This window comes from Pseudomonas sp. Z3-6 (assembly GCF_051131985.1).
Taxonomy (GTDB): Bacteria; Pseudomonadota; Gammaproteobacteria; order Pseudomonadales; family Pseudomonadaceae; genus Aquipseudomonas; species Aquipseudomonas zanjanensis.
In genome coordinates, this window is sequence record NZ_CP071644.1 from 6,845,001 (window position 1) to 6,866,045 (window position 21,045).

At 59.1% G+C, this 21,045-nt stretch carries 23 protein-coding genes and 1 rRNA gene (1 of these 24 cut by a window edge); 15 read left to right on the plus strand and 9 right to left on the minus strand.

Going from position 1 to position 21,045, the window contains the following annotated elements:
- The 3 genes from J3P88_RS29520 to J3P88_RS29530 form a co-directional block, all read right to left on the minus strand.
- A 16S ribosomal RNA gene (locus tag J3P88_RS29520) occupies positions 1-657 on the minus strand (it extends 880 nt beyond the left edge of the window).
- Between the two features lie 628 nt (positions 658-1,285).
- A complete protein-coding gene (locus tag J3P88_RS29525; protein WP_434573207.1) occupies positions 1,286-2,506 on the minus strand; it encodes a CaiB/BaiF CoA transferase family protein in 1,221 nt (406 codons plus the stop codon).
- A gap of 13 nt (positions 2,507-2,519) precedes the next feature.
- Entirely contained in the window at positions 2,520-3,701 is a 1,182-nt protein-coding gene (locus J3P88_RS29530) for an acyl-CoA dehydrogenase (RefSeq protein WP_014335919.1), read from the minus strand.
- A gap of 156 nt (positions 3,702-3,857) precedes the next feature.
- On the opposite strand from J3P88_RS29530, the gene J3P88_RS29535 reads away from it, so the two are divergent.
- From J3P88_RS29535 to J3P88_RS29580, 10 genes are all read left to right on the plus strand, one after another.
- On the plus strand, positions 3,858-4,754 hold the full coding sequence (locus J3P88_RS29535; RefSeq protein WP_186730262.1) for a LysR family transcriptional regulator: 897 nt from the start codon (positions 3,858-3,860) through the stop codon (positions 4,752-4,754).
- A 434-nt stretch (positions 4,755-5,188) separates the two neighbouring features.
- On the plus strand, positions 5,189-6,310 hold the full coding sequence (locus tag J3P88_RS29540; RefSeq protein ID WP_434573210.1) for a Re/Si-specific NAD(P)(+) transhydrogenase subunit alpha: 1,122 nt from the start codon (positions 5,189-5,191) through the stop codon (positions 6,308-6,310).
- Positions 6,311-6,325: 15 nt separating this feature from the next.
- Complete coding sequence (locus J3P88_RS29545) at positions 6,326-6,649, plus strand: NAD(P) transhydrogenase subunit alpha (RefSeq protein ID WP_003187010.1); 324 nt, start codon at positions 6,326-6,328, stop codon at positions 6,647-6,649.
- Positions 6,649-8,085, plus strand: a complete 1,437-nt coding sequence (locus J3P88_RS29550) for an NAD(P)(+) transhydrogenase (Re/Si-specific) subunit beta (protein ID WP_186708190.1) — start codon at positions 6,649-6,651, stop codon at positions 8,083-8,085. The genes J3P88_RS29545 and J3P88_RS29550 overlap by 1 nt, the downstream gene beginning before the upstream one ends.
- 201 nt (positions 8,086-8,286) lie before the next feature.
- A complete protein-coding gene (locus J3P88_RS29555; protein ID WP_434573213.1) occupies positions 8,287-9,780 on the plus strand; it encodes an acetyl-CoA hydrolase/transferase family protein in 1,494 nt (497 codons plus the stop codon).
- A 319-nt stretch (positions 9,781-10,099) separates the two neighbouring features.
- Entirely contained in the window at positions 10,100-10,315 is a 216-nt protein-coding gene (locus tag J3P88_RS29560) for a DUF1127 domain-containing protein (protein ID WP_003187014.1), read from the plus strand.
- Positions 10,316-10,654: 339 nt separating this feature from the next.
- Entirely contained in the window at positions 10,655-10,972 is a 318-nt protein-coding gene (locus tag J3P88_RS29565) for a DUF2388 domain-containing protein (RefSeq protein WP_186708194.1), read from the plus strand.
- Between the two features lie 106 nt (positions 10,973-11,078).
- Positions 11,079-11,387, plus strand: coding sequence for a DUF2388 domain-containing protein (locus tag J3P88_RS29570; RefSeq protein WP_186708196.1), 309 nt, complete (start codon positions 11,079-11,081; stop codon positions 11,385-11,387).
- Positions 11,388-11,414: 27 nt separating this feature from the next.
- A complete protein-coding gene (locus J3P88_RS29575; RefSeq protein ID WP_186708198.1) occupies positions 11,415-11,735 on the plus strand; it encodes a DUF2388 domain-containing protein in 321 nt (106 codons plus the stop codon).
- A gap of 17 nt (positions 11,736-11,752) precedes the next feature.
- Positions 11,753-13,693, plus strand: a complete 1,941-nt coding sequence (locus J3P88_RS29580; protein WP_434573216.1) for a DUF4105 domain-containing protein — start codon at positions 11,753-11,755, stop codon at positions 13,691-13,693.
- A gap of 225 nt (positions 13,694-13,918) precedes the next feature.
- Here the strand turns inward: J3P88_RS29580 and trpA are convergent, their stop codons facing one another.
- Complete coding sequence (trpA, locus tag J3P88_RS29585) at positions 13,919-14,731, minus strand: tryptophan synthase subunit alpha (protein WP_186708202.1); 813 nt, start codon at positions 14,729-14,731, stop codon at positions 13,919-13,921.
- Complete coding sequence (gene trpB / locus J3P88_RS29590; protein ID WP_072411224.1) at positions 14,731-15,963, minus strand: tryptophan synthase subunit beta; 1,233 nt, start codon at positions 15,961-15,963, stop codon at positions 14,731-14,733. Before trpB ends, trpA begins: the two co-directional genes overlap by 1 nt.
- A gap of 112 nt (positions 15,964-16,075) precedes the next feature.
- On the opposite strand from trpB, the gene J3P88_RS29595 reads away from it, so the two are divergent.
- Positions 16,076-16,993, plus strand: a complete 918-nt coding sequence (locus J3P88_RS29595; protein ID WP_434573219.1) for a LysR family transcriptional regulator — start codon at positions 16,076-16,078, stop codon at positions 16,991-16,993.
- Here the strand turns inward: J3P88_RS29595 and J3P88_RS29600 are convergent.
- Positions 16,966-17,292: a DUF883 family protein gene (locus J3P88_RS29600; RefSeq protein WP_053127069.1), complete on the minus strand. Its 327-nt coding sequence runs from the start codon at positions 17,290-17,292 to the stop codon at positions 16,966-16,968. The two genes, J3P88_RS29595 and J3P88_RS29600, sit on opposite strands and share 28 nt — an antisense overlap.
- 153 nt (positions 17,293-17,445) lie before the next feature.
- On the opposite strand from J3P88_RS29600, the gene J3P88_RS29605 reads away from it, so the two are divergent.
- Positions 17,446-17,661, plus strand: coding sequence for a dodecin (locus J3P88_RS29605; protein ID WP_003177209.1), 216 nt, complete (start codon positions 17,446-17,448; stop codon positions 17,659-17,661).
- Between the two features lie 114 nt (positions 17,662-17,775).
- Entirely contained in the window at positions 17,776-18,000 is a 225-nt protein-coding gene (locus J3P88_RS29610; protein WP_434573221.1) for a DUF1161 domain-containing protein, read from the plus strand.
- A gap of 54 nt (positions 18,001-18,054) precedes the next feature.
- On the opposite strand, the gene J3P88_RS29615 is transcribed toward J3P88_RS29610, so the two are convergent.
- Positions 18,055-19,056 (minus strand): LLM class flavin-dependent oxidoreductase, encoded by a 1,002-nt coding sequence (locus tag J3P88_RS29615; protein WP_434573223.1) that lies wholly within the window; start codon positions 19,054-19,056, stop codon positions 18,055-18,057.
- 239 nt (positions 19,057-19,295) lie between these two features.
- On the opposite strand from J3P88_RS29615, the gene J3P88_RS29620 reads away from it, so the two are divergent.
- Positions 19,296-19,727: an OsmC family protein gene (locus J3P88_RS29620; protein WP_434573225.1), complete on the plus strand. Its 432-nt coding sequence runs from the start codon at positions 19,296-19,298 to the stop codon at positions 19,725-19,727.
- Between the two features lie 149 nt (positions 19,728-19,876).
- Positions 19,877-20,110 carry a DUF1161 domain-containing protein gene (locus J3P88_RS29625; protein ID WP_186708212.1) on the plus strand — a complete coding sequence of 78 codons (234 nt, stop codon included), beginning with the start codon at positions 19,877-19,879 and terminating at the stop codon, positions 20,108-20,110.
- Between the two features lie 6 nt (positions 20,111-20,116).
- Here the strand turns inward: J3P88_RS29625 and J3P88_RS29630 are convergent, their stop codons facing one another.
- Both J3P88_RS29630 and J3P88_RS29635 read right to left on the minus strand, forming a co-directional pair.
- Entirely contained in the window at positions 20,117-20,542 is a 426-nt protein-coding gene (locus tag J3P88_RS29630) for a hypothetical protein (protein WP_186708214.1), read from the minus strand.
- Between the two features lie 40 nt (positions 20,543-20,582).
- On the minus strand, positions 20,583-20,996 hold the full coding sequence (locus J3P88_RS29635) for a hypothetical protein (RefSeq protein WP_186708216.1): 414 nt from the start codon (positions 20,994-20,996) through the stop codon (positions 20,583-20,585).
- Positions 20,997-21,045 lie beyond the last annotated feature (49 nt).

Consider the following 21,045-nt stretch of genomic DNA (forward strand, 5'->3'; position numbering starts at 1 on the left):
TACCATACTCTAGCTCGACAGTTTTGAATGCAGTTCCCAGGTTGAGCCCGGGGCTTTCACATCCAACTTAACGAACCACCTACGCGCGCTTTACGCCCAGTAATTCCGATTAACGCTTGCACCCTCTGTATTACCGCGGCTGCTGGCACAGAGTTAGCCGGTGCTTATTCTGTCGGTAACGTCAAAACACTAACGTATTAGGTTAATGCCCTTCCTCCCAACTTAAAGTGCTTTACAATCCGAAGACCTTCTTCACACACGCGGCATGGCTGGATCAGGCTTTCGCCCATTGTCCAATATTCCCCACTGCTGCCTCCCGTAGGAGTCTGGACCGTGTCTCAGTTCCAGTGTGACTGATCATCCTCTCAGACCAGTTACGGATCGTCGCCTTGGTGAGCCATTACCCCACCAACTAGCTAATCCGACCTAGGCTCATCTGATAGCGCAAGGCCCGAAGGTCCCCTGCTTTCTCCCGTAGGACGTATGCGGTATTAGCGTCCGTTTCCGAGCGTTATCCCCCACTACCAGGCAGATTCCTAGGCATTACTCACCCGTCCGCCGCTCTCAAGAGGTGCAAGCACCTCTCTACCGCTCGACTTGCATGTGTTAGGCCTGCCGCCAGCGTTCAATCTGAGCCATGATCAAACTCTTCAGTTCAAACATCTTTGGGTTTTGAGAAAACCCTAAACTTGGCTCAGCAATCGTTGGTTACATCTTTGATTTCTCGCGGAGTAACTTGTGATGCTGATAATCTGTTGACTAGCAGTCTGACTCCACAAGCACCCACACGAATTGCTTGATTCAGTTGTTAAAGAGCGGTTGACTGAGTCTTTCGTCTCAACCGAGGCGCGCATTCTACAGCGCCCCGTGTATCTGTCAAGCGGTTATTTTAAGAAGTTTTCAAAGTTTCGCTTCGGAAACATCAACAACTTCAACCACTTGCGCTTCCGATCTCTCGTTAGCGGGAGGCGAATTCTACAGCGTTACTCGCTGCTGTCAACACCTCTTTTTCACCGCTTTCGACCGAGAAGATCGAACCGCCGATAGAGCCAAACATCACCGCTCTATCTGCTCCTTCCAAGCTTCGATGAACTGAAGCCCTGCATCTTCGAAACCTACTTAACTCATTGAATCTTAAGGAGTTTTCCGTTTCGACTGCGCCGGAAGTGGGGCGAATTATAGACTTCCAGAATCTGCCGTCAACCCCTAATTTCGCTTTTCTATCAATAAGTTGCGCAGCACCGGAAATCCCCCTTTAAAAACCCCTCTATATAGAAGAGAACGCTCAAAGAACCCCAGCCTGCCTGAATGCCGCCACTGCCGCTTCATCCAACCCCAACACTCGCTGCAATACCTCCAGCGTATGCTCCCCTAATAAAGGGGGCGCATTGCGATACTCCACCGGCGTCTCGGACAGTCGAATCGGGCTGGCCACCTGCGGCACGCTACCGGCCAATAGATGAGGCAATTCCATTGCCAATCCACGCGCTTGCACCTGAGGGTCGGCAAACACTTGGGCAAGGTCGTTGATTGGCCCGCACGGTACACCTGCCTGCTCCAACTGGACCACCCACTCAGCGGTGGTCTTGAACACCGTGGCCTGGCGGATCAACGGAATCAATACCGCACGGTTTGCGACCCGCAGCTTGTTCGTGGCAAAACGCGGATCATCAGCCCACTGCGGCTGCCCGGCCACCTCAGCGAACTTGCGGAACTGGCCGTCATTACCCACAGTAAGGATGAAGTCGCCGTCAGCCGTAGGAAAATCCTGATAAGGCACGATGTTCGGATGAGCATTGCCCAGCCGCTTCGGCGCATTGCCCGTAGTCAGGTAGTTCATCGCCTGGTTAGCCAGGCAAGCCACTTGGACATCCAGCAAGGCCATGTCGATGTGCTGCCCTGCGCCGGCATGATCCCGATGAGCCAGCGCCGCCAAAATGGCAGCCGTCGAGTACAACCCCGTGAGGATATCCGTCAGCGCAACCCCCACCTTCACCGGCCCCGCGCCCTCATCCCCCTCTGGGCGGCCGGTCAAGCTCATCAAGCCCCCCAGCCCCTGGATCATGAAGTCATACCCGGCGCGCTTGGCATAAGGGCCGGTCTGTCCGAACCCGGTGATCGAGCAGTAGATCAATTGCGGATTGATCGCCTTCAGCGAGTCATAGTCCAGGCCATACGCGGCCAGGCCGCCCACCTTGAAATTCTCGATCAGGATATCGGACTTGGCCGCCAGCTCCCGCACCAGCCGCTGACCCTCTGGCCGCGTAAAATCGATGGTCACCGACTGCTTGTTGCGATTGGCCGACAGATAATAGGCAGCTTCGGTCGTGTTCTCGCCTCTGGCATCCTTCAGGAAGGGCGGCCCCCAGGCGCGCGTATCGTCACCATTGCCGGGACGCTCGACCTTGATGACGTCAGCCCCCAGGTCCGCCAGGATCTGTCCGGCCCACGGCCCGGCCAAGACCCTCGATAAATCCAATACCCGCAGATGCGAAAGCGCGCCCATGACCGTTCTCCTATTAATAGAACGCCTGGATACCGGTTTGCGCACGCCCCAGGATCAGCGCATGAACGTCGTGCGTGCCTTCGTAGGTGTTCACGACTTCCAGGTTCACGAGATGACGAGCGATACCGAATTCATCGGAAATACCGTTGCCGCCCAGCATGTCCCGCGCCATCCGAGCAATATCCAAGGACTTGCCGCAGGAGTTTCGCTTCATGATCGAGGTAATCTCGACTGCCGCCGTGCCCTCATCTTTCATACGCCCCAAACGCAGGCACCCCTGCAGCGCAAGCGTGATTTCAGTCTGCATGTCGGCCAGTTTCTTCTGGATCAACTGATTGGCCGCGAGCGGACGACCGAACTGCTGGCGATCCAGCGTGTACTGGCGAGCGGTGTGCCAGCAGAATTCAGCGGCTCCCAAAGCGCCCCAGGAGATCCCGTAGCGCGCTGAGTTCAGGCAAGTAAACGGGCCCTTCAGGCCACGGACATCGGGGAAAATGTTCTCTTCCGGGACGAATACATTGTCCATGACGATTTCGCCGGTGATCGAAGCGCGAAGCCCGACCTTGCCATGGATCGCCGGCGCGCTCAGCCCCTTCCAGCCTTTTTCAAGAACGAAACCGCGGATATCGCCAGCATCGTCCTTGCCCCAGACGACAAAGACATCAGCGATCGGACTGTTGGTGATCCACATCTTGCTGCCCGTCAGGCTGTAGCCACCTTCCACTTTGCGTGCACGAGTAATCATCGCGCCTGGGTCTGACCCATGGTTCGGCTCGGTCAGACCAAAGCAGCCGATCCATTCGCCAGACGCCAGCTTCGGCAAATACTTCTGCTTTTGTGCTTCAGTCCCGAATTCATTGATCGGCACCATGACCAGCGAGGACTGCACACTCATCATCGAGCGATAACCGGAGTCGACGCGCTCCACTTCGCGAGCGATCAGGCCGTAGCTGACGTAGTTCAGCCCGCTGCCGCCGTACTGCTCAGGAATGGTTGCCCCCAGCAGGCCCACCTCACCCATCTCGCGGAAAATCGCCGGGTCGGTTTTCTCATGGCGGAACGCCTCCAGCACTCGCGGTGCCAGTTTCTGCTGGGCGAACTGCTCGGCAGTGTCGCGAATCATGCGTTCTTCTTCGGTGAGCTGCTGATCCAGCAACAATGGATCGATCCAGTTGAAGCTCGCTTTGCCGGCCATGAAAGAGTCCTCGCCAATTAAATGAAAATCGTGGATTGATCCTAGGCGCGGTTTCCTACAAGGGCAAACGAGGATTACGCACTATGCTGTGCTAATTTCTCACTCCGTAATCGCCGTAAACCCTGTTTAAGCAGCTATTGAGTGAGGCATACGTACATGCGCCGCAAAATCCCCAGTACCGCCGCCCTGGTCAGTTTCGAGGCTGCCGCACGCCATGAAAGCTTCACCAAGGCGGCACAGGAGCTTTCCCTCACGCAAGGCGCTATCTGCCGACAGATCGCCAGCCTGGAGGATTTCCTCAGCGTCGAGCTTTTCCGACGCTCGCGCCGTGGGGTCAAACTGACCGAAGCGGGTCTTTCCTACAGCCGCCGGGTTGCCACCCAACTGGATGCCGTCGAGCGCGACACACTTTCCGTGATGGGGCACACCGGCGCGAACGTGATTGAACTGGCCGTGGTTCCGACCTTCGGCACCCAATGGCTGCTGCCACGTCTCAAGGACTTCCAGCAGCAGCATCCGGAAGTCACCGTCAACCTGACCAACCGCACACGCCCCTTTCTCTTTGCGGACACAGAGTTTGACGCCGCCATCTACTTTGGCGACGCGGACTGGTCCGGTACCGAATCCCACAAGCTGATGGGCGAAAATCCGATGCCGGTATGCAGCCCTGCCTTACTGGGTGACCGGAAGAGCCTGACACCGGAGGCCATTGCCGATTTGCCCTTGCTCCAGCAGACCACTCGCCCGTATGCGTGGCGCCAGTGGTTCAACGCTCAGAACCTGAACATCGCACGAGACCTGACAGGCCCTCGTTATGAACTATTCTCCATGCTCGCCCAAGCGGCCATGCACGACATGGGCGTTGCGCTGATTCCGCCCTTTTTGATTCAGCGCGAGCTTGCAGAGCAACGTTTGGTCGTGGCCAACCGTAACGCACTGTCGAGCATCAAGGCCTACTACCTGATGATTCCAGAGCGAAAGGTCGAATCTGCCTCTCTTCGAGCTTTTCGTGATTGGCTGGTGAAACAAGCCACGAGCTATCACCTTGATTAATAAGGGAAAGCAAAAATCCTACTTAGGTAGTCAACTAACAAAAGTCGCTACAGATATAAGTTTATGTCGCATTCAGTCAATCTGTTATGAAACCCGTGCAGTAGTCTCCAAAGCGTCTAAATACATGGCTTAGAGCCATATCGCGCAGCGCATCAGCGCTTATTCATCTGGCCGATGGGAAGAATTGTCAATTTGAACCTAAATCCTTGGAAAGCACGGCCCACAAGGGCTGCCGATCGATAATTGCGACATTCGGTCACAGGGTGACTTGTAGTTAATTTTCCGTCACCCATCATAATCCCTTGAAGGGCTGAATTTTCGCCTGCAAAATGCCGCGCCCCGCCTGGTTTGGCGGGATCGTGCTGATCGGCCGCCCCAGCCGCACCATCCGAAGTGCCTGGGTTTACTCAATAAGATCACGCAGGAGATTTGACGTGCACATTGGTGTTCCCCTCGAAACCCAAACGGGTGAAACACGGGTTGCTGCTACCCCGGAAACCATCAAGAAGTTGATCGGCCAAGGCCATAAAGTCACTGTCCAAAGCGGCGCCGGTATCAAGGCCAGCGTTATCGACAGTGCCTATGAGGCAGCGGGCGCAACCATTGGCAGCGCCAGTGATGCATTCGGGGCCGAGCTGATCCTCAAGGTGATCGCTCCCAGCGACAGCGAACTGACACTGATCAAGAGCGGCACCGTTCTGGTGGGCATGCTCAATCCGTTCAACAACGAAACCATCGCCAAGCTGGCCGAACGCGGCATTACCGCTTTCGCCCTTGAGGCCGCGCCACGTACGTCCCGCGCCCAGAGCCTGGATGTGCTGTCGTCTCAAGCGAACATTGCCGGCTACAAAGCGGTGCTGCTGGCCGCTCATTACTATCCGCGCTTCATGCCGATGCTGATGACTGCCGCCGGGACCGTGAAAGCGGCGCGGGTATTGATCCTTGGCGCCGGCGTGGCGGGGCTGCAGGCAATTGCCACGGCCAAGCGTCTCGGAGCGGTGATCGAGGCATCGGACGTGCGTCCTGCGGTGAAGGAGCAAATCGAATCCCTCGGCGCCAAGTTCGTCGACGTGCCTTACGAGACCGACGAAGAGCGTGAATGCGCGGTCGGCGTCGGCGGTTATGCCCGGCCCATGCCGGCCAGCTGGATGCAGCGCCAGGCCCAGGCGGTGCATGAGCGCGCCAAGCAGGCCGACATCGTCATCACCACCGCATTGATTCCGGGCCGCAAGGCACCGACCTTGCTGAGTGCTGAAACCGTCGCGCAGATGAAACCCGGCTCGGTGGTCATCGACCTCGCGGCAGCCCAGGGTGGCAACTGTCCGCTGACCGTGGCTGATCAGGTGGTGATCGAGAACGGCGTCACCATCGCCGGCCCGACCAACCTGGCCGGCGAAGTCGCGGCCGATGCTTCGGCGCTGTACGCCCGTAACCTGCTGGACTTCCTGAAGCTGGTCTTCACCAAGGAAGGTCAGTTCGACGTGAACCTGGAAGACGACATTGTCGCCGCGTGCCTGATGTGCCGCGACGGCCAGGTCATCCGCAAAAACGCCTAAGCAGGGATTCAGACAATGGAAGAGCTCATCTCCCCCGGTATCTACAACCTGATCATCTTTGTGCTGGCCATTTATGTCGGTTATCACGTGGTCTGGAACGTAACGCCCGCGCTGCACACGCCATTGATGGCGGTGACCAACGCCATTTCGGCGATCGTGATCGTCGGCGCCATGCTCGCTGCAGCGCTGACCGTAACGCCGCTGGGCAAGACCATGGGCACCCTCGCCGTGGCCCTGGCCGCGGTGAACGTGTTCGGTGGCTTCCTGGTGACGCGCCGCATGCTTGAGATGTTCAAGAAAAAAGCCCCGAAAGCCGTAAAAGAAGAGGCGCCCAAGTAATGAGCATGAACCTGGTAACGACGCTCTACCTGATCGCGTCCATCTGCTTTATCCAGGCCCTCAAAGGCCTGTCGCACCCCACCACCTCCCGCCGCGGCAACCTGTTCGGCATGCTCGGGATGGCGTTGGCGGTGCTCACCACCGTGGGTCTCATCTATAAACTAGGTGCCGAGTTGGCAACCGCCGGCATTGGCTACGTCATCGTCGGCCTGTTGGTCGGCGGTACTGCTGGCTCGATCATGGCCAAGCGCGTCGAGATGACCAAGATGCCGGAACTGGTGGCTTTCATGCACAGCATGATCGGCCTGGCGGCGGTGTTCATTGCCATCGCGGCGGTCGTCGAGCCGCAATCGCTGGGCATCGTCAAGCAGTTGGGGGATTCGATTCCGGCGGGTAACCGTCTGGAGCTGTTCCTCGGCGCCGCCATCGGTGCAATCACCTTCTCCGGCTCGGTGATCGCGTTCGGCAAGCTCTCGGGCAAGTACAAGTTCCGCCTGTTCCAGGGCGCACCGGTACAGTTTGGTGGCCAGCACAAGCTCAACCTGATTCTGGGCCTGGCAACGCTGGGCCTGGGCCTGACCTTCATGTTTACCGGCAACCTCGGCGCGTTCGCCCTGATGCTGGCCCTGGCGTTTGTCCTGGGTGTACTGATCATCATCCCGATCGGCGGCGCGGACATGCCGGTGGTGGTCTCGATGCTCAACAGCTACTCCGGTTGGGCAGCGGCGGGTATCGGCTTCTCGCTGAACAACTCGATGCTGATCATTGCCGGTTCGCTGGTGGGTTCGAGCGGTGCGATTCTCTCGTACATCATGTGCAAGGCGATGAACCGTTCGTTCTTCAACGTGCTGCTCGGCGGTTTCGGCAACACCGCGGATGCTGCTGGCCCGGCAGGCTCGAAGGAGGCCCGTCCAGTGAAATCCGGCTCGGCTGACGACGCAACCTTCCTGCTGACCAACGCCGACACGGTGATCATCGTTCCAGGCTACGGCCTGGCGGTGGCCCGGGCGCAACACGCGCTGAAAGAGCTGACCGAGAAGCTGACCCACCATGGCGTGACCGTTAAATACGCGATCCACCCGGTGGCCGGTCGCATGCCAGGGCACATGAACGTCCTGCTGGCCGAGGCCGAAGTGCCTTACGACCAGGTGTTCGAGATGGAGGATATCAACTCCGAGTTCGGTCAGGCCGACGTGGTGCTGGTACTGGGCGCCAACGACGTGGTCAACCCAGCGGCGAAGAACGATCCGAAATCGCCGATTGCCGGCATGCCGATCCTCGAAGCCTTCAAGGCGAAGACCATCATTGTCAACAAGCGCTCCATGGCCAGCGGCTATGCCGGCCTGGACAACGAGCTGTTCTACCTCGACAAGACCATGATGGTGTTCGGTGACGCCAAGAAGGTCATCGAGGATATGGTCAAAGCCGTGGAATAACCCCATCGCTGTTTCACTCAAAAACGCCCCGACTTGTCGGGGCGTTTTGATTTGTATCAAGGCAAAATATTACCGATCCGGTAATGATGTTTTGCCTGAAACGCCCGTAATAGACGCCTAAAATGCGACCTTTGTAGCGGGTCGGGCACAGCGCTAATTCACTAGACTGCGCATCTTGCCTTCCAGCCCGAGATAACCCCTATGTACCGTGATCGCATCCGCCTGCCTTCGTTATTGAACAAAGTGATGAGCGCTGCCGAAGCAGCCTTGTTTATTCAGGACGGCATGACTGTCGGCATGAGCGGTTTTACCCGCGCTGGAGAAGCGAAAGCAGTGCCCCACGCCCTGGCTGAGCGCGCCAAGGTCACGCCGTTGAAAATCAGCCTGATGACCGGCGCGAGCCTGGGCAACGACCTCGACAAGGAGCTCACCGAAGCCGGTGTACTTGCACGACGCATGCCGTTCCAGGTCGACAGCACGCTGCGCAAGGCGATCAACGCGGGCGAGGTGATGTTCATCGACCAGCATCTCTCGGAAACCGTCGAACAACTGCGCAACGGCCAGCTCAAGCTGCCTGATATTGCCGTGATCGAAGCAGTAGCCATCACCGAGCAAGGGCATATCGTACCGACCACGTCGGTGGGCAACTCGGCCAGTTTCGCCATCTTCGCCCGGCAAGTGATCATCGAGATCAACCTGGCCCACAACCCGAACCTGGAAGGGCTGCACGACATTTATATCCCGACCTATCGCCCTACCCGCACGCCGATTCCCCTGGTGAAAGTCGACGACCGCATTGGCAGTCCCGCGATCCCGATCCCGCCGGAAAAAATTGCGGCCATTGTCATTACCAACCAGGGGGACTCGCCTTCGACCGTCGCGCCACCCGACAGCGACACCCAGGCCATTGCCGATCACATGATCGACTTCTTCAAGCAGGAAGTCGCGGCTGGACGCATGACCAATAAGCTCGGGCCGTTGCAGGCCGGAATTGGCAACATCGCCAACGCCGTGATGTGCGGACTGATCGATTCCCCGTTCGAAGACCTGACCATGTATTCCGAGGTCCTGCAGGATTCGACATTTGACTTGATCGACGCCGGCAAGCTGAGTTTCGCCTCTGGCAGCTCGATCACCCTGTCGGGTCGACGCAATGCCGACGTCTTCGGGAACCTGGAGAAGTACAAGGACAGACTGGTCCTGCGCCCCCAGGAAATTTCCAACCATCCCGAAGTGGTGCGCCGCCTGGGCATCATTGGTATCAACACCGCGCTGGAGTTCGACCTGTACGGCAACGTCAACTCCACCCATGTCTGCGGCACGCGGATGATGAACGGCATCGGCGGTTCGGGGGACTTCGCCCGTAACGCCCACCTGGCGATCTTCGTTACCAAGTCGATTGCCAAGGGCGGCGCCATTTCCAGTGTCGTGCCAATGGTCAGCCATGTAGACCATACCGAACATGACGTTGACATCCTGGTGACCGAGATCGGCCTGGCCGACCTGCGGGGCCTGGCGCCGAGGGAGCGGGCACGCGTGATCATCGACAATTGCGTGCACCCTTCCTATCGCCAGGCCTTGAATGACTATTTCGACGCCGCGTGCGCCTTGGGCGGGCATACCCCGCATATCCTGCGCGATGCACTGAGTTGGCACCTGAACCTGGAAGAAACCGGGCGCATGTTGGCCGTCTGATACAGCTCGATCACCGTTACCGCAAATACAGTTTTGGTTGCAGCCTGCCATTCGCTTCCATTGCGTCAAAAACTGTACTGCTGTACCGGTGTTTTCCTACAGTCTTTTCCCTCAAAACTGCCAGCAATGCATAAAATTGCACCAATAACGTGCAGACAGGTACAGTTGCTTCAATATCGACCAGTACACCGCTCTTTAACAGTTAACTGGTCTCTCACAATACAGGTGAACTGTATCTAGAGAGACTGGCCAAACGAGAGGATCATGGGCACCAGTTAAACCACTACCTAATCCCGCCACAAGCGGAAGGATGTCAACCATGGAACGTACACTCAGTTCCGAGCTGTTTTTCGAAGACAAAGCTGAAAAAAACCAGGCTTCCCTGCCTCTTCGCGTTATCGCCAACCTGATGTTGTGGCAGCGCCGCATCGCCAGCCGTCACCAACTGGCTCGTCTGGATTCGCGCCTGCTGGCTGATGCCGGTATCAGCGAAGCACAACGCTACGAAGAGCTGAGCAAGCCGTTCTGGCGCTAACTCAGCGTCGCTGGCCCTGACCCACCGGGTCCACTGCCAGCACCGAATTGAACAAACAAGACCCGTCGCGGATAACCGCGACGGGTCTTGTCGTTTCCGGGCCCCGATTTTTAGGGATGTCCGGAGGAAAATAACAGTTCCCATAAAAACAAAAACATACCAGTACAGTTATGCTTGAACCGTAACAACTCCATGCAAGCGTCCTACAGTGACTCGCAAGGGCTGTCAGCCAACGCGTTCCTGTCCTAATATCGAGGCGAACGTGGCGAAGCGAGTCGAACATGCGTCTCCTCTTCCAGCTACACGCACCGGCATCACCCTCATTCAAGGAGTTTCATCATGATCCGTCTTCGCCTGCTCAGCGCAGCTGCTCTCCTGGCCGTAGCCGCCCATTCCAACGCCAGCAGCTTCATTGTGACCACTGACTCCCTCGTCGGAGCGCTCAAAGCCACGTCCGACGTGACTTCCGATGCAACCTCGTCATTGCGTGACAACAAAATCGTTCAAGCCGCCCGTGACGACGCTGCCAGCTTCGTAGCCAGCGAAGGCGCCATCCGTGGTGTGAAACTGGAAAGTGCCCTGGATTACATCCGCCAACAGGCACCGCAACTCAACGCCACCGATGCGCAGCTGGCCCAGGCCATCCTGGTGATCTGATGCAACATGAAACATCGGGCGCCAATTGGTGTTCCGATGTTTCAGCACTGGCTCTGGCCCGCAGGTTTGCGCTAGCCTTCAGGCTCGCCATCAACCGTCGAGTCCCATGCGTTTTTACTCAGATCTGTTCATCGCGTCTTTCTTCGTCGTTTCTTGCTGGTCCGTGCCGGCCCATGCCTTCGATGTGTCTACCCAGCAAGTAGTGGTCAGCGGCTATGCCACGAGCATGGTGACGTCCGCGCCCTTCGACCATAAACTGATCGTCGCCGCTCGTGATGACGCTGCGGCCTTCATTGCCAGCGACGGGCAGTTGCGAGGTGCACAACTGGAATCGGCCCTGGACTACCTGCGCCGGACCCAGCCAAAACTTCATGCCAGCGACCTTGAACTGGCACAAGCAATTCTCGTCCAATAGTTATCCTTATTTTTCCGGAGTCGTTCCATGCGTAGCCCGCTGATTGCTGCCGCCCTCGGCCTGTTGGTTTTGGCCGATGTGGCCCAGGCACAAACCCTGGTAGCCACCAGTAACATCATCGTTCGCGCCTCCCAGCGCACGATCGATTTCACCTCCGACACCACCACGTCCATCCGTGATTCGAAAATCGTCCGCGAAGCCCATGACGATGCGGCCAGTTTTGTCGCCAGCAATGGTGAAATTCGTGGTGCTCATCTCGAGGCCGCCTTCGACACCTTGCGCACCCGCGTGCCGGAAGCCCGGGATGCCAGTGACCAGGTTCTCGCCGAAGCCATCCTCGCATTGTGAGGCGGTTCGCCGCCTGGATGGCGGCCGGGGTCTTGCTGCTCACCGCCAGCATGGCCCAGGCCGGCCTGCAACTGCACCTCAACGTCGAAGGACTGAGCCCGTCGCAACAGCAGGCCAGCCAGGCGCTGCTCGATGAAGCCATGCAGGCCCTGCCGCCGCGCTTCATCGAGCGACTGGACCGACGCATCAATGTCGGCTGGACCGACCAGATGCCCGCCAATGCCTACGGCCAGGCCTCGTTGGTGTCGCAACTGGACCTCAACAGCAACCTGCTCGACAGCCTTGTCGACGGCAGCGCCGCGACGCAAAAGACCCAGCGCCCCCACGGCACCGTCCGCCGGGAAATGCTCGCCACGGTCTTGCATGAACTGACCCACATCTACGACCGCTCGCGTCTATGGCCAGACGCCGAACGCACGCTGATCCAGCGTTGCACTCGACGCAACGGCAGCGCCGGGCTGATCGGCCTCCCCGATGAATGCCGGGGCCAGAACGACCGCCGCTTCACCCTCAGCGATGATCCGCGCTTGCTGGACCTCGCCGGCTGGCCGCAATACGTCGGCCGTCGCGGCGCGCGGGAACAGCACAACCGCCAGGTCGCCCGCAGCCCGGACCTCTATGAAACGAGCAGCCCCAAGGAGTTCGTCGCGGTCAACATGGAGTACTTTCTCCTCGACCCGAGCTACGCCTGCCGACGCCCGGCCCTGTATCGCTATTATCGGGAACACTTCGGCTGGGCGCCTGCCGCCAAGGATACCTGCGCCCAATCGTTCGCCTTCCTCAACGCCGGGAACGACTTCGCCAAGACGCCCCTGGGCAAGGTCGATCCAGAGCGGGTCTATGCCATTGATTACCTGCTGGCCGAGGCCAATCAGAACTGGGTAAGCCGCTGGGGCCACAGCATGCTCCGGCTGGTGATCTGCGCACCGGGCCGGCCACGCGGTCCAGACTGCCGGCTGGATCTGGACCAACACTTGGTGCTGTCCTACCGCGCCTTCGTGGGCGATGTGCAATTGTCGAGTTGGGACGGGCTGGTCGGCAAATACCCCTCGCGCCTGTTCATATTGCCGTTGGCCCAGGTGATCGATGAATACACCAAGACCGAGCTACGCAGCCTGGCATCGGTGCCGCTGAACCTGTCGCGCACCGAAATCGAGGAAACGGTCGAGCACGCCGCCGAAATGCACTGGAGCTATGACGGCAACTATTACTTCCTGTCCAATAACTGCGCCGTGGAGAGCCTGAAACTGCTGCGCAGCGGCAGCAACAACAAGCAGCTCAACGGCCTGGATAGCATCATGCCCAACGGTCTGCTGGAAGTGCTCAAGGGTCGGGGCCTGGCAGATACCAGCGTGTTGAATGACCCCAAGGAAGCATTGCGCCTGGGCTACCACTTCGACTCATTCCGCGAGCGGTACCAGGCCATGTTCGATGTGCTGAAGAAGTATCTGCCGATCAAGCAACAGACGGTGGAAGACTGGCTGGCCCTGGACGCCGCCGAACGCCGCGTCTGGTTCGACCAGGCGGACCTGCGCACCAGCGCGGCGTTGTTGCTGCTGGAGCAGGCCAGTTATCGTCGGCAGTTGTTGTTGGCGCAGGATGAAGTCAAACAGCGCTACCTCGGAGCCCGTGAGTTGCAGAACGGTGGTATGGAAAGGGCTAACGCGACGCTGCAGCAGATACTCGCCAACAGCGGCTTCCTCAGCCGCCCGGCCGAACTGCTGGGCAGCAGCGGCTACGGCTTGCCGCAACCCAGCGAGTGGCAACGCCTGGAATCGGAAAGCAGTTTGCGGCAAAAGCAACTGCAAACGCTGACAGGCGATCTGGACAAGGAAGTCCGGGCCTTGCTCGAACCGAGCCGCGCGGCTGAAATTGCTGCAAGCGAGGCCAATGTGAAGGAGATCGGCGAGCATTTGCGCGAGCTGCACAAGGCCGGGGGCGGGTTGGAGTTGCCCTGACGAACAGGGTCGTCATTGTGGCGAGGGAGCTTGCTCCCGCTCGGCTGCGAAGCAATCGTAAACCAGCCAATGCGCCCTCTCTGAAAAAATTGCATGAACCTGTTTGGGGCCGCTTCGCGACCCAGCGGGAGCAAGCTCCCTCGCCACAAAGGCAGTCCTGGTGCAAAAAAGGGGTTCAGAACCAAGTTCTGAACCCCTTTTTTTGGCTCAGCGCCGAACCAGGAATCAGCCCAGACGCGCCTTGCGTACACCATCAGCCAGTGCCGCACACAAGCTCAACACGCCATCGATCGCCTGTTCCGATGTGTCGGCGCTGGCGATATGGTCGATCAGCGCCGAGCCGACCACCACCCCGTCGGCCAGCCGTGCGATGGCCGCCGCCTGCTCCGGTGTACGAATACCGAAACCAATGCTGATGGGCAGATCGGTATGGCGGCGCAGGCGCGCCACGGCTTCTTCCACATGCTCCAGCGTCGCGGCGCCAGCACCGGTCACGCCCGCGACCGACACGTAGTACACAAAGCCCGAACTGCCGTTGAGGACCGTCGGCAAACGCACATCGTCAGTGGTCGGCGTGGTCAGGCGGATGAAATCCAGGCCAGCAGCCTGGGCCGGTTCGCACAGTTCGCTGTTGTGCTCGGGCGGCATGTCCACGACGATCAGGCCATCCACGCCAGCGTCCAGCGCCTCGCCAATGAAACGCTGCACACCATAACGATGGATCGGGTTGAAGTAGCCCATCAACACCAGCGGTGTCTCAGTGTTGTCTTTGCGGAACTCACGAACCATCTGCAGGGTTTTCGCAAGGTTCTGCTGGGCCCCCAGGGCGCGAATGTTCGCCAATTGAATCGCCGGGCCGTCAGCCATCGGGTCGGTGAATGGCATGCCCAACTCGATCACGTCGGCACCCGCCGCCGGCAGGCCCTTGAGGATCGCCAGCGACGTGTCGTAGTCCGGGTCGCCCGCCGTGACGAAAGTCACCAGGGCGGCTCGGTTCTGTTCCTTGAGTTCAGCAAAACGGGTTTGCAGGCGGCTCATCAGTGTTTCTCCTGCTGGGACTGTTCCATGTGGTGCATCACGGTTTGCATGTCTTTGTCGCCACGACCGGACAGGTTGACCACCATCAGGTGATCTTTCGGCAGGTTGGGTGCGCGTTTGAACACTTCGGCCAGGGCATGGGCGCTTTCCAGTGCAGGAATGATCCCTTCTAGGCGACAGCATTTGTGAAAGGCTTCGAGGGCTTCGGCGTCAGTGACCGAGGTGTACTGGACGCGGCCAATGTCGTGCAACCAGGCATGTTCCGGGCCGATACCGGGGTAGTCGAGCCCCGCGGAAATCGAATGGGCGTCGATGATCTGGCCGTCGTCGTCCTGCAACAGGAAGGTGCGGTTGCCGTGCAGTACGCCGGGGACGCCGCCGTTCAGGCTCGCCGCGTGCTTACCGGTCTCGATGCCATAGCCTGCGGCTTCGACGCCGATGATCTCGACACTCTTGTCGTCCAGGAACGGGTGGAACAGGCCCATGGCGTTGGAGCCGCCACCGATGCATGCCACCAGGCTATCCGGCAGGCGACCTTCCTGGGCTTGCAGCTGATCGCGGGTTTCCTTGCCGATCACCGCTTGGAAGTCACGCACCATCGCAGGGTAAGGATGCGGGCCCGCCACGGTGCCGATCAGGTAGAACGTACTGTCGACGTTGGTGACCCAGTCGCGCAGGGCCTCGTTCATGGCATCTTTCAGGGTGCCGGTGCCGGCGACCACCGGAATGACTTCCGCCCCGAGCAGCTTCATGCGGAACACGTTGGCCTGCTGGCGCTCGATGTCGGTGGTGCCCATGTAGATCACGCAATCCAGGCCGAAACGCGCGGCTACGGTGGCGGTGGCCACGCCGTGCATACCCGCGCCGGTCTCGGCGATGATGCGTTTCTTGCCCATGCGCCGCGCCAGCAGGATCTGGCCGATGCAGTTGTTGATCTTGTGCGCGCCGGTGTGGTTCAGCTCTTCACGCTTGAGGTAGATCTTGGCGCCACCGCAGTATTCGGTCAGGCGCTCGGCGAAGTAGAGCGGGCTCGGACGACCGACATAGTCACGCTGGAAGTAGGCCAATTCCTCGATGAAGGCCGGATCTTCCTTCGCCACTTCGTACTCACGGGCCAGATCAAGGATCAGCGGCATCAAGGTCTCGGCCACATAACGGCCGCCGAATGCGCCGAACAGGCCGTTGGCATCAGGGCCGCTGCGCAGGTTGAAAGAGGTCGTAGGCTGGGTCATCGGGCGCTCCAGGCAAATGCGTTGAAAGACAATGAGGTTCACTCTACCCCTGACATCCTTCAGTGAAAACCGATAAGATCGCCGCAACCTGTCAGGAAAACTCACAAATAAAATGAGCCACGACCTGCCCCCCCTCAACGCCTTGCGCGCCTTTGAGACTGCCGCCCGCCTGAGCAGCGTAAGCCAGGCGGCCGAACAGCTGCACGTTACCCATGGGGCCGTGAGCCGACAGTTGAAGGTGTTGGAAGAGCATCTGGGCGTCAGCTTGTTCATCAAGGACGGGCGCGGCCTGAAACTCACAGATGCCGGCGTGCGCCTTCGGGACGCCAGCACCGATGCGTTCGAGCGTTTACGCGGTGTTTGCGCGGAGCTGACACAAAGGACGGCGGACGCCCCGTTTGTACTGGGCTGCTCGGGAAGCCTGCTGGCGCGTTGGTTTATTCCTCGCCTGGGCAGGCTCAATGCTGACCTGCCGGATTTGCGCTTGCACCTGTCCGCCGGCGAGGGCGACCTAGACCCCAGGCGACCGGGATTAGACGCTTTGTTGGTATTCGCCGAGCCACCCTGGCCGGCCGACATGCAGGTGTACGAACTGGTGAGCGAACGGATAGGTCCCGTGATGAGCCCGCACTACGCCGGATTCGCTCGGTTGCAGGGTGCACCAGCCAGCGGGCTGCTCGATGAACCATTGCTGCACACCACCTCGCGTCCACAGGCTTGGCCGGCCTGGGCACGGCAAAACGACCTTGAACCCCAGGCATTGAAGTTCGGGCAAGGATTCGAGCATTTATATTATTTACTGGAAGCCGCCGTGGCGGGGTTAGGCGTGGCGATCGCGCCCGAACCGCTGGTGGCCGAGGACGTGCGCGCCGGTCGCCTGGTCGCGCCGTGGGGCTTTGATGAAACCGCGGCGCGACTGGCGTTGTGGCTACCCAAGCGCGCCGCGGACGGGCGCGCTCGGCAATTGGCCCAATGGCTCAGGCATGAGCTGGGCCAACCGGTTCAGTCACCGCGTTTGCACAGCAAGTAAGCAGCCAGCAAACCCAGCGCACCGACCGCGACACCGGCCGTGGTCCATGGGTGTTCCTGCGCGTAATCTCGCGTGGCGATCCCGGTCTCACGGGTTTTCACCTTGACCTCTTCATAGGCGTCGCTGAGCAGATGGCGAGAATGTTTCAGCGCGTTTTCGGCATTGGCCTTGAGCGACTTGAGGGTTTTACGCGACTCGTCCGAAGCGTCATCCTTCAGACTTTCCAACGACTTGAGCAGACTTTCGATCTCCGCTTCCATGCTTTGCAACGAGGCTTTGCGTAACGAAGTGCTGGCCATGGTGGCTCTCCTGCAGTGGTTGAGTTCGTGTGTGAATTGGGACTCCGACGGTTTGGGAAAGTGCAGTAAATCTGAACTTTCACCGCTTGAGCGGCCACACATGTAAGGCGAAAAATCGCTGCTAGGCTGTTAAAGACAACCAAGGAGAACGTTATGAGTGATCACCATACGTACAAAAAGGTCGAACTGGTCGGTTCCTCTCCCACCAGCATTGAAGACGCCATCAACAACGCCCTGGCCGAAGCCAGCAAAAGCCTCAAGCACTTGGAATGGTTCGAAGTCACGGAAACCCGCGGCCACATCGAAAATGGCCGGGCCGCGCACTTTCAAGTGACGATCAAGGTCGGCTTTCGGATTGCCAATAGCTGAGGTTCTTTGAACTTGCACGCTGGCGGAGTGCCATAGGGAGTGGCGATGCGCTATGGTCTGCGCATTACGTTTTCCAATACCTGCCCTATTTGATCCGACCAAGGAGTGCGAGCGATGAACAAATTGATGGTGGCCCTGGGTTTGCTGAGCCTTGCCGGTGGTGCGTTTGCGGCCGGCAAACCCTGCGAAGAGCTGAAAAGCGAAATCGCAGCAAAGCTGGACGCCAAGGGCGTGTCAGGTTATACGCTGGAAATCGTTGATAAAGGCGCAGCGGCTGACGCAAAAGTCGTCGGCACCTGTGAGGGCGGTACGAAAGAAATAGTCTACAAACGCGGCTGATAGCGCGTTCAGTTCAAAGCCGACGCACAGCGTCGGCTTTTTATTGACCGCGATTCAGCCCTTCATGACCTGCGCCAGCAACTCGTAGGAGTGCAAGCGATCGGCGTGCTCATACAGGTCGCTGGTAAAAATCAGCTCATCGGCCTGGGTCTGCTCGATCAGCACTTGCAGCTTGGCGCGAATTTTCTGCGGACCGCCGACCATGGCCAGCCCCAGGAAATCGCCGACCGCCTCCTTCTCATGGGGCAACCAAAGACCGTTCATGGATTCGACCGGCGGACGCTGCACCAGGCTCTGGCCGCGCATCAACGCCAGGATCCGCTGGTACACCGACGTCGCCAGGTAATCGGCCTGCTCATCGGTATCCGCAGCCACCAGCGGCACGCCGAGCATCACATAGGGCTTGTCGAGCACCGCCGACGGCTTGAAGTGGTTGCGGTAGATGCGAATCGCCTCGTGCATATATCGCGGTGCGAAATGGGAGGCGAATGCGTAGGGCAAACCGCGTTCACCGGCCAATTGCGCACTGAACAGGCTCGAACCCAGCAGCCAGACCGGCACGTTGGTGCCGGTGCCGGGCATGGCGATGATGCGTTGATCCGGGGTACGCGGGCCCAGGTAGCGCATCAGCTCGGCCACATCCTCGGGAAAATCGTCCGCGCTGCCGGAGCGCTCGCGACGCAGCGCCCGGGCGGTCATCTGGTCGGAACCTGGCGCGCGCCCCAGCCCCAGATCGATTCGACCCGGATAGAGGCTTTCCAGCGTGCCGAACTGTTCGGCGATGATCAACGGTGCGTGATTGGGCAGCATGACGCCACCGGAACCGACGCGAATGGTCGAAGTGCCCCCCGCCAGATAACCCAGCAGCACCGCTGTTGCCGAACTGGCGATACCGTCCATATTGTGGTGTTCGGCCACCCAGAAGCGGGTGTAGCCGTATTTTTCCACGTGCTGCGCCAAGTCCAGCGAGTTGTGCAAGGATTGAGCGGCATTGCCATCGGCGCGCACAGGCACCAGGTCGAGGGTTGAGAATTTCACGTCGGACAGCTGTTTCATGGGCCGGGATCTCCAACGGCGTTCCGGGCTTTTCCTACGGGTAAAAGCCTGCCGTTTCTAAAGGTGTGTGCCATTGCAATGTGGGCATATACCCGAGTTTCAATAGTTGCGACGAAATTTCCTACTAAATTCGTCGGCTAATCGACAAGGTGAACTTTTCCAGGCGGTCTATCCTCACAACCCAGACAGTTAAAAAACACCCAGGCGCGGCGTTCGCGCCGGATCTTCAGGAGGCAGACATGGCTATCATCAAGAAAGCATCGGCTCATTGGGAAGGTGACCTGAAAACCGGTATCGGCTCGATTTCCACGGAAACCGGCGTGTTGCGCGAGGCGCCCTATGGCTTCAAGGCGCGATTCGAAGGCGGCAAGGGCACCAACCCCGAGGAATTGATCGGCGCGGCCCACGCCGGCTGCTTTTCCATGGCCTTTTCGATGATCCTCGGCGACGCCGGGCTCAAGGCCGACAGCATCGACACCAACGCTGAAGTGACCCTGGACCAGGTCGAGGGCGGTTTCGCGATCACGGCGGTCAAGCTGATACTCAAGGCGAAAATCCCCGGCGCGAGCCAGGCGCAATTCGACGAATTGAGCAAGAAAGCCAAGGAGGGGTGCCCGGTTTCCAAAGTGCTGAACGCCAAGATTACCCTGGATGCGACGTTGGTGAACTGACCCATGAAAGGGTCGCAGCCTTCGCAGGCATTGTCGAAGGCTGCGATTTCTTGAACACGGTCGAGCTGTTTACCCTGGCGCAATTATGATCGAATGAAGCCCGCAGTTTCAGCGCACAGGCAGTGCGTGCTGCCATGAGGAATTCGAACATGAAACGATCAGCCCTGGTGGTCATCGGCTGCGCATTCGCTGCATCAGCCCTTGCGGCTCCCAAATCCTGTGAAGAGCTGAAAGGGGAAATCGAAGCGAAGATCCAGGCGAACAACGTGTCGTCCTACACGCTGGAAATCGTCACCAATGACGAAGTTCACGACCAGAACATGGTGGTGGGCAGTTGCGATAACGGCACGAAGAAAATCATCTACCAGAAGAACGACCGCTAGGGATTCCTACGGAACGCAATTGATCTGCCGTTCCTCGGCGACGATTTGACGCTTGTCGTCATAGAGCCGGGCGCTCGGCGTGAATGCCAGGTTGCGAGCCTCCAGACGATAGCGCTGGCCGGCCTCGAAATGGTCGTAACGCACGAGCATGTAGCACATCCGCTCTTGGGGTTCGGCCTGCATGCCCAACCCACCCCCACTGAATACTTCGAAGTCGAAGCGCACTTTCAGTTCGTGGCTGCCCGGCGAAACCTGGAAGAACCGTCCGTCGCGCAAGCGCTGGCCGTCCAGGCTTTCAGCCATCAGCATTTTGCCGCCCGGCATGGGCGTAGCAAAATCAACCCACGCCATGTTCGGGTCGACCTGGGGCAGCGGGCTCGTTGCGCAACCGCTCATGGAGACCAGGGCCAGTAACAGCAAGGATAAGCGCATGATGAGTTTCCTTAAAACCAGGTCCTGAGCATAGCGCCAATCACGTTTGTTGGCAGCCCGCCGGCGTACCTTGCCCCACCACCTTGCGCTGCTGATCGTAAAGCTTGGCCCATGGCCGGAAACCAATGCTGCCGGCCTGTAGCTGGTAACGTTGGCCTGCGTTGAAATCCTTGAATTTAAGGTTCAACCGGCAATCGCGCCACAGCGGCTCCGCGTCCGGGCCGATGTTGCCGGGTTCGACGGCAAACTGGTAGCGCACCGTCAACTCATGGCTGCCGGGTTGCACTTCGAAATAACGTCGGTCGACGGACATCTTGTCATCGACTTCCAGCGCCTGTAGCGCGGTGTCCTGCTGATTGCCCAGATCGATCCACGCTTGGGATGGATCGGGGTCAGGCAAGCCGGCACAACCGGTGAGCAACAACAGGCCACTCGTCAGCATCAACACGCGCATAGCGAAGCTCCAGGCAAGCGAGATAGTCTTGTGGGCAGACTTCCCAGGG

Bases quoted from the DNA above. Each gene is read 5' to 3' on its own strand.
- J3P88_RS29525 (WP_434573207.1), bottom strand. From the start codon at position 2,506: ATGGGCGCGCTTTCGCATCTGCGGGTATTGGATTTATCGAGGGTCTTG.
- J3P88_RS29530 (WP_014335919.1), bottom strand. From the start codon at position 3,701: ATGGCCGGCAAAGCGAGCTTCAACTGGATCGATCCATTGTTGCTGGAT.
- J3P88_RS29535 (WP_186730262.1), top strand. From the start codon at position 3,858: ATGCGCCGCAAAATCCCCAGTACCGCCGCCCTGGTCAGTTTCGAGGCT.
- J3P88_RS29545 (WP_003187010.1), top strand. From the start codon at position 6,326: ATGGAAGAGCTCATCTCCCCCGGTATCTACAACCTGATCATCTTTGTG.
- J3P88_RS29550 (WP_186708190.1), top strand. From the start codon at position 6,649: ATGAGCATGAACCTGGTAACGACGCTCTACCTGATCGCGTCCATCTGC.
- J3P88_RS29555 (WP_434573213.1), top strand. From the start codon at position 8,287: ATGTACCGTGATCGCATCCGCCTGCCTTCGTTATTGAACAAAGTGATG.
- J3P88_RS29560 (WP_003187014.1), top strand. From the start codon at position 10,100: ATGGAACGTACACTCAGTTCCGAGCTGTTTTTCGAAGACAAAGCTGAA.
- J3P88_RS29565 (WP_186708194.1), top strand. From the start codon at position 10,655: ATGATCCGTCTTCGCCTGCTCAGCGCAGCTGCTCTCCTGGCCGTAGCC.
- J3P88_RS29570 (WP_186708196.1), top strand. From the start codon at position 11,079: ATGCGTTTTTACTCAGATCTGTTCATCGCGTCTTTCTTCGTCGTTTCT.
- J3P88_RS29575 (WP_186708198.1), top strand. From the start codon at position 11,415: ATGCGTAGCCCGCTGATTGCTGCCGCCCTCGGCCTGTTGGTTTTGGCC.
- J3P88_RS29580 (WP_434573216.1), top strand. From the start codon at position 11,753: ATGGCGGCCGGGGTCTTGCTGCTCACCGCCAGCATGGCCCAGGCCGGC.
- trpA (WP_186708202.1), bottom strand. From the start codon at position 14,731: ATGAGCCGCCTGCAAACCCGTTTTGCTGAACTCAAGGAACAGAACCGA.
- trpB (WP_072411224.1), bottom strand. From the start codon at position 15,963: ATGACCCAGCCTACGACCTCTTTCAACCTGCGCAGCGGCCCTGATGCC.
- J3P88_RS29595 (WP_434573219.1), top strand. From the start codon at position 16,076: ATGAGCCACGACCTGCCCCCCCTCAACGCCTTGCGCGCCTTTGAGACT.
- J3P88_RS29600 (WP_053127069.1), bottom strand. From the start codon at position 17,292: ATGGCCAGCACTTCGTTACGCAAAGCCTCGTTGCAAAGCATGGAAGCG.
- J3P88_RS29605 (WP_003177209.1), top strand. From the start codon at position 17,446: ATGAGTGATCACCATACGTACAAAAAGGTCGAACTGGTCGGTTCCTCT.
- J3P88_RS29610 (WP_434573221.1), top strand. From the start codon at position 17,776: ATGAACAAATTGATGGTGGCCCTGGGTTTGCTGAGCCTTGCCGGTGGT.
- J3P88_RS29615 (WP_434573223.1), bottom strand. From the start codon at position 19,056: ATGAAACAGCTGTCCGACGTGAAATTCTCAACCCTCGACCTGGTGCCT.
- J3P88_RS29620 (WP_434573225.1), top strand. From the start codon at position 19,296: ATGGCTATCATCAAGAAAGCATCGGCTCATTGGGAAGGTGACCTGAAA.
- J3P88_RS29625 (WP_186708212.1), top strand. From the start codon at position 19,877: ATGAAACGATCAGCCCTGGTGGTCATCGGCTGCGCATTCGCTGCATCA.
- J3P88_RS29630 (WP_186708214.1), bottom strand. From the start codon at position 20,542: ATGCGCTTATCCTTGCTGTTACTGGCCCTGGTCTCCATGAGCGGTTGC.
- J3P88_RS29635 (WP_186708216.1), bottom strand. From the start codon at position 20,996: ATGCGCGTGTTGATGCTGACGAGTGGCCTGTTGTTGCTCACCGGTTGT.